Origin of the sequence: Idiomarina sp. 017G (genome assembly GCF_004362265.1) — a bacterium.
Lineage (GTDB): Bacteria > Pseudomonadota > Gammaproteobacteria > Enterobacterales > Alteromonadaceae > Idiomarina > Idiomarina loihiensis.
On sequence record NZ_SNWT01000002.1, the window covers coordinates 187,879 to 200,930 of the forward strand.

Genomic DNA, 13,052 nt, shown 5'->3' on the forward strand with positions numbered 1-13,052 from the left:
AAGAATGGTCTGAGGATAACCGATGAAAACAATAAAAACGATAGCTTTAGCCATGGTCGCCATGGCTTTTACGGTTGCAGCCTATGCTGTGCAAGCGCCACCTAAAGCCCCGGAACGTGACCGCGGTGAAGGTCCATACGAACGCCTTATTTTACGTGGCGGCACATTAATTAACGGTGAAGGTGCGCCGCCATTTGGCCCGGTGGATATTGTCATTGAGAAAGACCGTATCGTGAATATTGTCAGCGTGGGTAACCCAGGCGTGCCAATTAAGCCGGAAGGGCGGCCCGAAGCGGGCGCTAACGACAAAGAACTGGATGTCAGCGGCAAATACATTCTGCCCGGCTTTGTCGATATGCACGCGCACATTGGCGGATCGGCAAAGGGCATTCCGGCGGAATACGTGCTGAAGCTATGGTTAGGACATGGCATTACCACCATTCGTGAGCCGGGCAGCTTTAACGGTCTGGACTGGGTTCAGTGGCATGAAGAACGCGCTGCGGACAACCGCATTACGTCGCCGCGAATTATTCCCTACGTTGGTTTTGGACAAGGCTGGGATAAGCCCATTTATAATGGCGAACAGGCACGCGAGTGGGTTCGTTATATTAAAGACCAGGGCGCAAAAGGCATTAAGTTTTTCGGTGCTTCGCGTAAGGTTATGGAAGCGGCGCTGGACGAAGCCAACAAGCAGGGCTTAGGCACTATGATGCACCACGCTCAACTGAATGTGATGTCAATGAACGCATTAGATTCAGCACGCTCAGGCTTAACCTCAATGGAGCATTGGTATGGTTTGCCGGAGGCTTTGTTTGAAGAGCAGCGCGTGCAGGACTACCCGGCAGATTATAACTACAACAACGAGCAAAACCGTTTTGAAGAAGCCGGGCGTTTATGGAAGCAGGCGGCAGAGCCGGGCTCTGAAAAATGGAACGCGGTGCGTGACGAACTCATTGAACTCGACTTTACCATTAACCCCACCTTAACCATTTACGAAGCCTCGCGTGACCTAATGCGTGAGCGTCAGGCTATTTGGCATGACGAATATACTCTGCCCCGGTTATGGGACTTTTTTGAACCCAGCCGCTATGCGCATGGTTCGTATTGGTTTGACTGGACCACCGATAACGAAATTGCCTGGAAAAAGAACTACCAGAAATGGATGACGTTTTTGAAGGACTTCCATGAAAACGGTGGCCGTATTACCACTGGCTCGGATTCAGGCTACATCTACAAAATTTACGGCTTTGGCTACATTCGCGAGCTGGAATTACTGCGCGAAGCGGGTCTAAACGCGTTGGAGGTTATTCATGCTGCCAGCCTGGCAGGTGCCGAAGCACTGAATATGGAAGACGACATTGGTTCAGTGGCCATTGGTAAAAAAGCCGATATGGTCATTGTGAACGAAAACCCGATGGACAACTTTAAAGTGCTGTATGGCACCGGGCATTTTAAACTGGATGATAATAATCAGCCAATGCGTACCGAAGGTATTCAGTATACCATTAAAGACGGTATTATTTTCGATGCTCAGCAACTGTTGCAGGACGTTAAAGCCATTGTTGCTGAAGAAAAGGCGGATCGCCAAAAATGAGGGTGGCTTCCCAAGGTGCCGCTGCTGGCTGTAGCCCTTGAACCCATTGGTTCAAGGCGGGGAGCAAATGGTATCTGCCGTAGGCTTCCCGGTTCAAGCCGGGCTTGCACATGGCAGGCCAGTGATCCCCTTTTAATACAAGCATCGGCTCAGGGACATAAGCCTGCTGGCAAACACCCCAGGAAACCGCAAAAAGGGTTTACAATGTTGCTTTAGCTTAACCGTTAACGGTTACGTTGTGAGCGTTGCTCACTCATAGCCTGTTCAATGGTTGCCTGAAGCAACTGAATTTTCTCTTCCAGTTTAGCAGTTTTTGCAGACTGTTCATTTTGATCCTGAATCCATTCATGACACAAATTCAGGGCTGTCATTACTGCTATCTGTTCCACATTGGTCAGTTGGGTCCGTTCCTTGGTTTCTTCAAGTCTTTCATTAAGCGCATCCGCCGCTTGCTGTAACGCACTCTCCTGCCCAATGGGGCAAGCGACCTTGTAATTACGTTCCAGCAATTTTATATCCATGGTTTTTGCGGTCATTCAAAGACTCCTTGCAACTGACTCAACAGCGTTGATAACGGCATTATGGCATGAGCTACCGGTGTTTGTCAGCTAGCGATTACGTAAAGCCAGTGTTAGGATTAGGGCAAGATTAACCAAAGGCAGAATGTGAATGTCGACACGTTTTAATTATGACCGTTTAGTTGAGCTTTACGCGCAGTACGATATGACGCCAAGTGCGTCGGAAGTGCAGGGCATGTTAACCGGGCTAATAGCCACCGGCAGCGACGCCAAAAGCAATGAATTAATGATATTAATGTCAGACCTGGCATACGACGGCCAGGGCTTGCCCGTCGAGCTGGAGAACTTGCTGCAACAGCAGGCGGAAGAAATTGAACACTCGCTGGGCGACGAAGATTTAGGCTACCGCTTGTTGTTACCTGAAGACACCACGCCGTTGTCTGACCGCTTAAGCGCACTGGCTGGCTGGGTTAACGCCTTTTTAGTGGGCTATGGTGTGAATCAGGAAAATATGACCAACTTAAGTGGTGATTTAAAAGAAGCCATTGAAGACATGGTCGAGCTGGCAAAAATAGAATTTACTGACGATGGCGATGAGGAAGAAGAACGAGCCTACACCGAAATTGTCGAGTATCTGCGTATTTCAGCCATGATGTGCTACACCGAGTTAGGCCGAAAAGAACAGCCCGCGAACCAGCCGCCTAAAACTTTACATTAATTACTGACGGAGTTGAGGTCGTTGATGAAAGACGTTATTCCGCAGCACGAATTTAACCAGCGCCGGCAGCAGTTATTGCAATTGTTGCCGCCAAACTCACTGGCACTGGTTGCAGCCAGCAGTGAAGTTACCCGTAGCAACGATACCGAGTTTCCGTTTCGGCAAAACAGCGACTTTTTCTATTTAACCGGTTTTAACGAACCGGACGCTGTGTTGCTGCTGATCAACGACAGCAACCCACGCAGTGTTTTATTCTGTCAGGACAAAGATCCAAAGCACGAAGTTTGGCACGGGTTGCGTCTGGGTTATGAAAATGCCGTTGAAGCCTTAGCTGTTGATAGCGCAGAAGACCTAGATACCTTGCCCGAGCGCTTACCTGAATTGTTGCAGGGCATTGAATCGGTTTTTTACCCCATGGGCGAAGATTCAATATTGGCGGAGCTCGTCAGCGAAGCTCGTGACGAAGTAAGTGTTAAAGCCAGACGAAGCGGCAAACTGGCACCTCAAAGCTTGTCTGATTTACGGCCTAATCTGGACGCCATGCGTTTAATTAAGTCAGCCGCAGAAATAGCGGTAATGAAAGAAGCGGCACGTATAAGTTCGGGAGCGTTTCGTCGCATTATGTGTTTTGTTGAAGACGGTAAGCACGAGTATCAGGTAGCGGCGGAGTTGCATCATGAGTTTGCTATGAACGGCGCTTTGTATCCGGCTTATGGCATTATTAGCGGCGGCGGAGCAAACGCCTGCATTTTGCATTACACCGACAACCGAGACGTTCTGCGCAACGGCGATTTACTGCTGGTGGATGCCGGCGCTGAATATCAGGGCTATGCCGCCGATATTACCCGCACCTTCCCGGTGAATGGCAAGTTTAATGAGCCACAGAGCATACTTTACAATTTAGTGCTGGAAGCCCAGCAGGCCGGCTTTGCTGAAATAAAACCCGGCAGTAACCTGGTTAATGCGAGCGAAGCCGCAGCGCGGGTCATTAGCGACGGTCTGACGGAGCTTGGTATTTTAACCGGTGACGCAGAAGAGAATTTCAAAGAGCAGCGCTGGAAAACCTATTTTATTCACGGATTAGGCCACTGGCTGGGTCTGGACGTTCACGATGTGGGTCGTTATCGCAACAGTGAAGGCGAGCCGATTTCCTTTAAACCCGGCATGGTGCTGACGGTGGAGCCGGGCATTTATATTCCGGAAGACGCCGAGGTTGATGAAAAGTGGCGCGGCATCGGCATTCGCATTGAAGATGACCTGGTAGTAACAGCCGATGGCTTTGACAACATGACCGCCGGCGTACCAAAAACCATTGAAGAGATTGAAGAATGGATGAAAAGCCAGTAACTCAGGCTGATGTGGTTATAGCCGGAGGCAGCTTAGTGGGTGCCTTGACCGGCTTAATGTTGGCACAGCAGCGGCCGGACTGGCGTATTGTGGTGTGTGAACCTCGCGCAGAAGGCCCGCCTGCTGACAAACGCATTATTGCGCTGGCAGCTGCCTCAGCAAAGCGGTTACAAAGCCTTGGCGCGCTCGATGGCATTGATACTACCCCAATAAAACACATTCATATTTCTGATCGTGGTTTTGCCGGCGCTGCGGAATTACACGCGGAGCATGAAAAAGTTGAGGCGCTGGGGCGCGTGGTTTCGGCTTCAGAGCTGGTCAATAACCTATACCTGAGTTGCCAGAAACAGCCTAATTTAAACTGGTTGTCCGGTGTGCGGCTGGAGTCACTGAAACAGCAGCAGGATTACGTTGAACTCACTCTGGATAACGCGCAGAAATTGCAGACTAAGTTGCTGATTGGCGCCGACGGCCAGAACTCGTTAGTGCGCGAACAGCTTGAATTAAAATCCGATACCTACGACTACGGTCAGTTTGGCTGCATTGCCACCTTAGACATGAAACAGCCCTTAAATGGCTGGGCGTTTGAGCGTTTTACCGAAGCCGGACCCATTGCTTTGTTACCCATGCAGAATTCGCAGGCCTCATTGGTGTGGAGCTTTACCGAAAAGCAGCGTGAAGCCGCCGAACAATGGTCAGATACTGAATTTTTGCACCGTTGTCAGCAGGCCTTTGGCTACCGCGCGGGCTTATTTACCGGGGTATCGAAGCGGGTTTTTTATCCGCTCATTTTACGCCGGGCTAAACGCTCAACCCATCACCGCAGTGTTATTATTGGTAACGCCTCGCATGCCTTACACCCAATTGCCGGGCAGGGGTTTAATCTGGGCCTGCGGGACACCGAAGTGTTGTGTGAGGTACTGGCAACAACCGATGATCCCGGTAATTTCCGCGTTTTGCAAGGCTACGAGCAGAACCGCGAACGCGACTATCAGGCCATTATTAAGCTGACCGACGGCCTGGTACGTGGTTTCTCCAACCATTATTTACCCACCGTTGTGGGCCGCAACAGTGCGCTGATGTTACTGCAGCATTGTTCGCCGCTGAAATCCGCCTTTGCACGCTTAACCATGGGGATGAAACCATGACCATGAAACGCAAAAAGTTAGATGTTGTGATTGTTGGTGGCGGCATGATTGGCCTGAGCCTGGCGATACGCCTGGCTCAACAGAACCGGCTAGTGATGGTGTTGGAAAGACATTCGCAGCCTGAACTTTCTGACGAGCTGGCTTTACGGGTGAGCGCGTTGAATGATCGCAGTCGCAGCGTATTAAAAGACTGCGGTGCCTGGCCTTTAGTGCAGGAACACCGAAGCGGCCCCTACCAGAGCATGCAAGTGTGGGACAAAGACAGCCCGGCGCACATTGAGTTTTCCGCAAAGGAAATTAACGCCGAAGATCTAGGCGCTATAGTTGAGAACAACGTTGTTGAGCACTTTTTGTGGCAACGTGCCGAGCAGGCAGGTGTTGAGATATTGCAGACGCAGCAGTGGACAATGGTTCACGCTGGCGATGATTCTCACCTCGCGGAAATAGAGGTTGGTGAGTGGTTACTGTCAGCTGATCTTATAATTGGAGCCGACGGTGGTCGCTCGAAAGTGCGTCAGTATGCTGAATTACCAATTTCTTTCTGGGACTACGGGCAGCAAGGCATTGTGGCGAACATTCGCACGGAACAACCGCATAATGGCGTGGCTCGTCAGGTGTTTTTACCCACAGGGCCACTGGCGCTTCTGCCAACGCCTGACTCTCATACCGTTTCTATTGTTTGGTCTGCCGATGAAGATCTCGCCAGAAACTTGCTTAATGAGCCGCCTGAGCGCTTTGCAAAACAGGTGGAAACAGAGTCAGGGCGAGTATTAGGCGGCTGCGAGTGTGTGTCTGATATAAAAGCCTTTCCGCTTAGAATGCAGTATGCCCGCCAATGGTATCAGCATCGTATTGGTTTGGCTGGTGACGCGGCACACACTATTCATCCGCTGGCCGGGCAGGGCGCAAACTTAGGCTTTGGTGACGTGAAAGCCTTAACCGAGAAACTTGAGGGTGCGGATTTATCCTCGCTATCGCAACTGCAGCGTTCATTGAGTGCATACCAACGCGAGCGCAAAGCCGACGCTCAGCTCATGATAGCGGCAATGGAAACGTTCAAACGCGGTTTCGGCACAGCAAACCCAGTAGTAAAAGGCCTACGAGCCCTGGCCTTCGCACTGCCAAACAAACTCACCTTTTTAAAACGCAAGCTAGCCGAAGTGGCTCTGGGCTAGGTGGCGGTGGTTGCTACGTACTGGTCCGGGAGACGCCCGTAAATACGTCCCTGTAGGGCTTGGGCGTCGCCATCCATGGCGCCGCACACTCCCTGACCAGTACGTACCAACCATAGGCGCCACCTATTCCGTAGCTCAGCTCTCGTAGCCTGACGTTCACGTCAGGTGAGATGTTCAAATCCGCGCTTTCAGGTAGTCGGCTAATTGAGAGGCAGCGCTTGAGGCACCGCCGGCCAGGCGCATAATCACGTTGACTGAACCGGGGTTGGGTAAGGGTTTGTTATCAGAAAAACTTTCCAATATGGGAATATCCTTCGGTACCGTACTTTTAGCCAGAACGGTAATGCCTAGTCCGCTGTTCAATGCTGCAGTCAGTCCCGAGAAGTCTGTATTGGTATAAGTGATACGATAAGGCTGATGCGCTCTTTGTAAACTTTGTTCTGCCCTGCGCCGATAAATACAGCCTTCAGGAGCAACCACCATAGGCCAGCCGGGTTGCTCTAATAAGCCGGGTAAGCCCACCCAAACCAGCTCTTCGCGCTGAATCAAAACATCACTTTTATTGGTTTGTTCGCGCAGTGCCAGAATAATATCGAACTGTTGCCCCAGCCCGGACAGTAAGTCTTTACTCAACGCCGAAGTCACCTGCAGTGTCACCTGCGGGTAAACCTGAGCAAACTGACCCAGCACTTTGGGCAGCAGACTGGACGCGAACTCACTGGTAATGCCCAGCCGAACTTTACCGCTAACCTGTTGGGGCTCGAACTGGGCCCAGGCCTGGTCATTCAGCGCCAACATTCGCTGGGCGTAGTCAAACAGAACGTCCCCATCGGCGGTAAGGGCAAAGCCGCTGCCCTGCCGGGTTAGCAGTGCAACGCCCAGTTGCTGCTCCAGCTTTTTAAGCTGCAGACTAATAGCAGGCTGAGAACGCCCCATGCGTTCGCCGGCGAGTGTCATACTGCCCAGCTCAATCACCGCACTAAAACTGCGTAAGGCTTCTAAGGATAAATGTTTCATTGGTTCGCTTTATAAAGTCGTTACTGGGTATTTGAAAAATTAATACCATTATAAGCATTATTGATTTTAAGTTTAACCGAATCACGCCTATAATTTGCGCCCATACACACGCACATAAAGTGAACAGAAAAGGAACACGGTATGGGTAGCAGAACGCCACTGTACGAAGCACACGTAAAAGCGGGTGCAAAGATGGTTGATTTTCACGGCTGGGACATGCCGCTGAACTACGGCTCACAAATTGAAGAGCACCATGCTGTACGCCGCGACTGCGGTGTTTTTGATGTGTCGCACATGACCATTGTTGACGTAGAAGGCCCACAGGCTCAGGCGTTTTTGCGTTACCTGCTTGCGAACGACGTTGCCAAGCTGAAAACCGAAGGCAAAGCGCAATACACCAGCATGCTGAATGAAAATGGCGGTGTTATTGATGACCTTATTGTGTATTTCTTCTCAGAAACCGCTTACCGCATGGTCGTTAACTCAGCAACCCGTGACCGCGACCTGGCATGGATTGAAAAAGTCGCTGCCGATTTTGATGTCACCACCAAAGAGCGTGACGACATGGGTATGCTGGCTTTGCAGGGCCGTAAAGCCGCTGAAAAAATTCAAAACGTATTAACCGCAGAGCAATATGCAGAAATTGACGGCATGAAGCCTTTTGTGGGTAAAGACGTTGGCGATTACTTTATTGCGACCACAGGTTACACCGGCGAAAAAGGCTACGAAATTGTGGTTCCGGCTGAGCAGCTGGAAAGCTTATGGGATGCTCTGCTAAAAGCCGATGTTGCTCCATGTGGACTGGGTGCTCGTGATACACTGCGCTTAGAAGCCGGCATGAACCTGTATGGTCAGGACATGGACGAGAACATCACGCCGCTGGAAGCCAATATGGGCTGGAGCGTAGCGTTTGAACCGGCTGACCGTGACTTCATTGGTCGTAAAGCTTTAGAGCAGAAAAAAGCGAAAGGTCATGACAAATTAGTCGGTCTTGTAATGGAAGAGAAAGGTGTACTGCGCCACGGTCAAAAAGTAACCGTTGAGGGTGGCGAAGGTATCATCACTTCTGGTACATTCTCGCCTACACTTGGTTTCTCAGTTGCAATGGCTCGCGTTCCATCCAGTGTTGGTGATACAGCGGAAGTGGAAATGCGTAAGAAACAAATGCCGGTGAAGGTGGTTAAGCCAGGTTTCGTCAGAAACGGTCAATCTGTTTTATAATCGAACAAGATTCAATACATTCCGGGTAACCCGGGTAGAAGGAAAGCAATATGAGCAATATTCCAGCAGATCTGAAATACGCATCAACCCACGAATGGGTTCGTGATGAAGGCGACGGTACTTTTACTGTCGGTATCTCCGAGCACGCGCAGGAACTTCTTGGCGACATGGTGTTTGTTGAGTTACCGGACGTAGGCGACAAAGTTGCCACAGGCGACGATATTGCTGTCGCTGAATCTGTAAAAGCCGCTTCAGATATCTACGCACCAATGACGGGTGAAGTTGTTGCGGTTAACGAAGATCTGGAAGATGCCCCTGAAACGGTCAACAATGACCCTTACGGCGATGGCTGGTTATTCCGTATAAAAGCAGATGACAGCGGCGAGCTGGACAACTTATTAGACGCGAACACTTACGAGGCTTCAATCGACGAAGACTGAGGCCATTGGCGCATAGCACCAATGACACAGAGCGTCCTGAGCCCCGGAAATTAGCCGGGGTTCATTGTTTTTTGTCTACGATAAGTTTTCGATAAATTTCCGATAAATGTACGAGGCTGAGTTAAATGAGCAGTACTACCCTGACGCAATTAGAGCACCACGATGAATTCATTAGCCGCCATATTGGCCCAAGCGCTGATGAGCAAAAAGCCATGCTGGCTGAGCTGGGTGTAGATTCTTTAGAAGCATTAACCAAAGACACTGTGCCTGGTGCGATTCTGCGTGAACCGTTCCTGCAGACAGGGGAGCCGCAAACTGAACGCGAAGCTCTGGCTCGTCTTAAAGACATCGCGAAAAAGAACCAAATTTGTACCTCGTACATTGGTATGGGCTACTACGACACCGTAGTACCGAACGTTATTTTGCGTAACGTGCTGGAAAATCCGGGTTGGTACACAGCGTATACGCCGTATCAGCCGGAAATTGCTCAGGGCCGTTTAGAAGCACTGCTTAACTTCCAGCAAATGACCATGGACTTAACCGGCTTAGATTTAGCCAGCGCCTCATTGCTGGACGAAGCCACTGCCGCCGCCGAAGCAATGGCCATGGCGAAGCGGGTTTCTAAAAACAAAAAATCCAACGCGTTTTTCATTGCCGACAACGTTTACACGCAAACGATTGACGTGGTGAAAACCCGTGCTGAATACTTTGGTTTCGACATTATTGTCGGACCGGCGCGTGAAGCCTCTGATCATGACGTGTTTGGTGCGTTGTTGCAGTATCCGGACAAACAAGGCCAGTTGCACAACATTGAACAGTTAATTGGCGAGTTGCAGGAGAAGAAGGCCATTGTCGCCGTTGCTTCTGACTTAATGAGCCTGTTAATGGTGAAGTCACCGGGCGAAATGGGCGCCGACATGGTGTTCGGTAACGCTCAGCGTTTTGGTGTACCAATGGGCTATGGTGGTCCTCACGCCGCGTTCTTTGCTACCCGTGACAAATTTAAGCGTTCGCTACCAGGTCGCATTATTGGTGTTTCTAAAGATTCTCGCGGACGCCCGGCATTGCGTATGGCCATGCAGACCCGTGAGCAGCACATACGCCGCGAAAAGGCGAACTCGAACATTTGTACCGCGCAGGTTCTGCTGGCCAACATGGCGTCGTTTTACGCTGTGTACCATGGCCCTGACGGCTTGCGTCGTATTGCCAACCGTATTCACCGTTTAACCGACATTGTCGCGTTAGGCATGCAGGACAAAGGCGTGAAGCTGGTGAACAGCCACTGGTTTGACACTTTAACCTTTGAAATGAAAGAAAACGCTGCAGACGTATTAGCGCGCAGCAAAGCGCTGGGTCTTAACCTACGCGTTGACGGCGAAGGCGTATTTGGTATTAGCCTTGACGAAGCCAAAACGCGTGACGACGTTGAAAATTTATTTGCCGCGCTGTTTGGCGACAACCACGGTTTAGATATCGATGTACTGGACAGCCGTGTTGCTGGCGGTGACGTAGAATCTATTCCGTCTGATTTAGTGCGTACTTCTCAGTACTTACAGCACCCGGTATTTAACGAGTACCACTCAGAAACCGAAATGCTGCGTTATATTAAAAAGCTGGAAAACAAAGATTTAGCCCTGAACCACTCAATGATTTCTCTGGGCTCGTGCACCATGAAGCTGAACGCCACCGCCGAGATGATTCCGGTCACCTGGCCTGAGTTTGGTCAGTTGCATCCGTTCTGCCCGGCAGAGCAGGCGCAAGGGTATTACGAGTTAGTTTCTACTTTGTCTGAATGGTTAATTGACGTAACCGGTTACGACGACATGTCTATGCAGCCGAACTCTGGGGCGCAGGGCGAGTACGCCGGTCTGTTAGCTATTCAGAAGTACCATGAAAGCCGCGGCGACGGGCACCGCAACATTTGCCTTATTCCAAGTTCTGCCCACGGTACCAACCCGGCTTCAGCTCAGATGATGAACATGAAAGTAGTGGTGGTTGACTGCGACAAGCACGGCAACGTGGACATGGACGACTTAAAAGCCAAAGCCGAAGAAGCGGGCGAAAACCTGTCGTGCATTATGGTCACTTATCCTTCTACCCACGGTGTTTACGAAGAAGGCATTAAAGACATTTGTGACCTGGTTCACAGCTACGGCGGCCAGGTTTATATGGACGGCGCCAACATGAACGCACAGGTTGGCGTAACCTCACCGGGTTACATTGGCTCTGACGTATCGCACCTGAACCTGCACAAAACCTTCTGTATTCCACACGGTGGCGGTGGCCCTGGAATGGGTCCTATTGGTGTGAAGCAGCATTTGGCTGAATTCCTGCCAAACCACTCCGTTGTGAACATTGACGGGCCTAAAGCCGGAAATGGCGCGGTATCTGCTGCTCAGTTTGGCAGTGCCAGCATTCTGACCATTTCCTGGATGTACATTGCCATGATGGGCGGACGCGGCCTACGTGAAGCCTCAGAAACCGCTATTTTGAACGCCAACTACCTGGCTGAGAAGCTCAGTAAGCATTTCAAAATTCTGTATCGTGGCCGCAACAACCGTGTCGCACACGAGTGCATTATCGACTTGCGCCCTATGAAAGACGCCGCCGGCATAGCTGAAATTGACGTAGCTAAGCGCCTGCAGGACTACGGCTTCCACTCACCAACCATGAGCTTCCCGGTAGCGGGTACCATTATGGTTGAGCCGACCGAGTCTGAGTCTAAAGCCGAACTGGACCGCTTTATTGAAGCCTTGGTCAGCATTAAAGCCGAAGCCGAGAAAGTAGCAGCCGGTGAATGGCCAAAAGACAACAACCCACTGGTAAATGCACCGCATACGCTAGCCGACATTACCGATGCAGAGTGGGACCGCCCATACGATAGAAAAACGGCAACCTACCCGGTTGAAGCCGTTGGTTACGACAAGTTCTGGCCAACCGTTAACCGTATAGATGACGTATTCGGTGACCGTAATCTGATGTGCTCATGCCCGAGCATTGAAGAGTATCGGTAGAGAGGTAGCCTGATATTCCTATGAAATAAGTCGTTTAATGGGAATAAATAAGGCGTTTACCGTAAATAAGACATTTAAAAGTGAAGCCCGCCTTGTGCGGGCTTTTCTGTGTATGAACTCAGCCCATTTATAGTAGTCATATGATTTAGAAGCAAAATTAAGTGATATAAATGAGGGCGTAATGTCAAAAACAATATTTTTCTTTGTAAAGGTCTTTTCCGAAAAATCCCATGCAGAGGAATTTTTAAAAGGCTCACTATACTCAAATAGATTGGTGTTTTTTAGGAAGCTAGAAGATACTGCACAAGCTAACCGAGGTGATAAGCATGAAGCTGTGGTTGGATGGTATCAGCCCAATCAAATAACTCTGACTCTCAATGGTCGGGAATTAAAAGATCTTGCTGCGCCAGTTTCATTGCAGATGAATCAACACAATAATCTTAACGTTTTTTGTATTTATGCAGCTCATAGCGGCTCCTTTGAGAAGATTACAGTTGAGAATATCTTCGATTTTAGAGACCATTTGAAAATCCCTCCTAACTGTTTGGCGCTTGGAAAGCATGCGGTTGTCGTAACGCAGGCAAAATCTTTCATTGACCGCGTTGTGAGTGCCGTTAAAGATAAAAACTATGGGCTAAAGGCTGGGTTAGTTGAATACTACGATCCCAGTTTATTCAGCGGAAGCTTCTCGGAGGATGAAGCTGTATTCCGTAAGAGAAGCGAATTCGAGCACCAAAGGGAGTATAGATTTTCTTTCGATACAGGTGGTAGTGTTCAGAATTCTGTGTCATTTCGTTAAACTAAGCAAAAAAGAGATGACATATGACCAAAACCAATTTCGACATGGATGCCGCTTTAAA

General features: G+C 50.0%; 11 protein-coding genes and 1 other RNA gene. 9 read left to right on the forward strand and 3 right to left on the reverse strand.

Annotated elements, in window-relative coordinates:
• Positions 1 to 22: 22 nt before the first annotated feature.
• Complete coding sequence (locus DEU30_RS05995; protein WP_114981718.1) at positions 23 to 1,594, forward strand: amidohydrolase family protein; 1,572 nt, start codon at positions 23 to 25, stop codon at positions 1,592 to 1,594.
• 3 nt (positions 1,595 to 1,597) lie between these two features.
• Here DEU30_RS05995 and ssrS read toward each other — a convergent pair.
• Positions 1,598 to 1,782: non-coding RNA, 6S RNA (gene ssrS / locus DEU30_RS06000), on the reverse strand.
• Between the two features lie 36 nt (positions 1,783 to 1,818).
• Entirely contained in the window at positions 1,819 to 2,130 is a 312-nt protein-coding gene (gene zapA / locus DEU30_RS06005; protein ID WP_011235328.1) for a cell division protein ZapA, read from the reverse strand.
• A 133-nt stretch (positions 2,131 to 2,263) separates the two neighbouring features.
• Here zapA and DEU30_RS06010 point away from each other — a divergent pair, with 133 nt between their 5' ends.
• From DEU30_RS06010 to DEU30_RS06025, 4 genes are read left to right on the forward strand one after another with little or no spacing between them, the layout of a single operon-like run.
• Entirely contained in the window at positions 2,264 to 2,830 is a 567-nt protein-coding gene (locus DEU30_RS06010) for a UPF0149 family protein (RefSeq protein WP_011235327.1), read from the forward strand.
• Between the two features lie 24 nt (positions 2,831 to 2,854).
• The gene (pepP, locus tag DEU30_RS06015) at positions 2,855 to 4,177 is read left to right on the forward strand and encodes a Xaa-Pro aminopeptidase (RefSeq protein WP_114981719.1); all 1,323 of its coding nucleotides are present in this window, start codon (positions 2,855 to 2,857) and stop codon (positions 4,175 to 4,177) included.
• Complete coding sequence (gene ubiH, locus DEU30_RS06020) at positions 4,159 to 5,325, forward strand: 2-octaprenyl-6-methoxyphenyl hydroxylase (RefSeq protein WP_114981720.1); 1,167 nt, start codon at positions 4,159 to 4,161, stop codon at positions 5,323 to 5,325. Before pepP ends, ubiH begins: the two co-directional genes overlap by 19 nt.
• The gene (locus tag DEU30_RS06025) at positions 5,322 to 6,500 is read left to right on the forward strand and encodes an FAD-dependent oxidoreductase (RefSeq protein ID WP_114981721.1); all 1,179 of its coding nucleotides are present in this window, start codon (positions 5,322 to 5,324) and stop codon (positions 6,498 to 6,500) included. The genes ubiH and DEU30_RS06025 overlap by 4 nt, the downstream gene beginning before the upstream one ends.
• A 174-nt stretch (positions 6,501 to 6,674) precedes the next feature.
• Here DEU30_RS06025 and DEU30_RS06030 read toward each other — a convergent pair whose 3' ends face one another.
• Positions 6,675 to 7,517 (reverse strand): LysR family transcriptional regulator, encoded by an 843-nt coding sequence (locus DEU30_RS06030; protein WP_110014101.1) that lies wholly within the window; start codon positions 7,515 to 7,517, stop codon positions 6,675 to 6,677.
• Between the two features lie 141 nt (positions 7,518 to 7,658).
• Here DEU30_RS06030 and gcvT point away from each other — a divergent pair, with 141 nt between their 5' ends.
• The 4 genes from gcvT (at position 7,659) to DEU30_RS06050 (ending at position 12,991) form a co-directional block, all read left to right on the forward strand.
• Positions 7,659 to 8,738 carry a glycine cleavage system aminomethyltransferase GcvT gene (gene gcvT / locus DEU30_RS06035; protein WP_114981722.1) on the forward strand — a complete coding sequence of 360 codons (1,080 nt, stop codon included), beginning with the start codon at positions 7,659 to 7,661 and terminating at the stop codon, positions 8,736 to 8,738.
• 50 nt (positions 8,739 to 8,788) lie between these two features.
• Positions 8,789 to 9,178 carry a glycine cleavage system protein GcvH gene (gene gcvH, locus DEU30_RS06040; protein WP_054491221.1) on the forward strand — a complete coding sequence of 130 codons (390 nt, stop codon included), beginning with the start codon at positions 8,789 to 8,791 and terminating at the stop codon, positions 9,176 to 9,178.
• 125 nt (positions 9,179 to 9,303) lie between these two features.
• Positions 9,304 to 12,192 (forward strand): aminomethyl-transferring glycine dehydrogenase, encoded by a 2,889-nt coding sequence (gene gcvP, locus DEU30_RS06045; protein ID WP_114981723.1) that lies wholly within the window; start codon positions 9,304 to 9,306, stop codon positions 12,190 to 12,192.
• A gap of 181 nt (positions 12,193 to 12,373) precedes the next feature.
• Positions 12,374 to 12,991: a hypothetical protein gene (locus tag DEU30_RS06050; protein WP_114981724.1), complete on the forward strand. Its 618-nt coding sequence runs from the start codon at positions 12,374 to 12,376 to the stop codon at positions 12,989 to 12,991.
• The last annotated feature ends 61 nt before the right edge of the window (positions 12,992 to 13,052 follow it).

Coding starts and splice junctions, on each gene's coding strand:
- DEU30_RS05995 (WP_114981718.1), top strand. CDS start 23: ATGAAAACAATAAAAACGATAGCTTTAGCCATGGTCGCCATGGCTTTT.
- zapA (WP_011235328.1), bottom strand. CDS start 2,130: ATGACCGCAAAAACCATGGATATAAAATTGCTGGAACGTAATTACAAG.
- DEU30_RS06010 (WP_011235327.1), top strand. CDS start 2,264: ATGTCGACACGTTTTAATTATGACCGTTTAGTTGAGCTTTACGCGCAG.
- pepP (WP_114981719.1), top strand. CDS start 2,855: ATGAAAGACGTTATTCCGCAGCACGAATTTAACCAGCGCCGGCAGCAG.
- ubiH (WP_114981720.1), top strand. CDS start 4,159: ATGGATGAAAAGCCAGTAACTCAGGCTGATGTGGTTATAGCCGGAGGC.
- DEU30_RS06025 (WP_114981721.1), top strand. CDS start 5,322: ATGACCATGAAACGCAAAAAGTTAGATGTTGTGATTGTTGGTGGCGGC.
- DEU30_RS06030 (WP_110014101.1), bottom strand. CDS start 7,517: ATGAAACATTTATCCTTAGAAGCCTTACGCAGTTTTAGTGCGGTGATT.
- gcvT (WP_114981722.1), top strand. CDS start 7,659: ATGGGTAGCAGAACGCCACTGTACGAAGCACACGTAAAAGCGGGTGCA.
- gcvH (WP_054491221.1), top strand. CDS start 8,789: ATGAGCAATATTCCAGCAGATCTGAAATACGCATCAACCCACGAATGG.
- gcvP (WP_114981723.1), top strand. CDS start 9,304: ATGAGCAGTACTACCCTGACGCAATTAGAGCACCACGATGAATTCATT.
- DEU30_RS06050 (WP_114981724.1), top strand. CDS start 12,374: ATGTCAAAAACAATATTTTTCTTTGTAAAGGTCTTTTCCGAAAAATCC.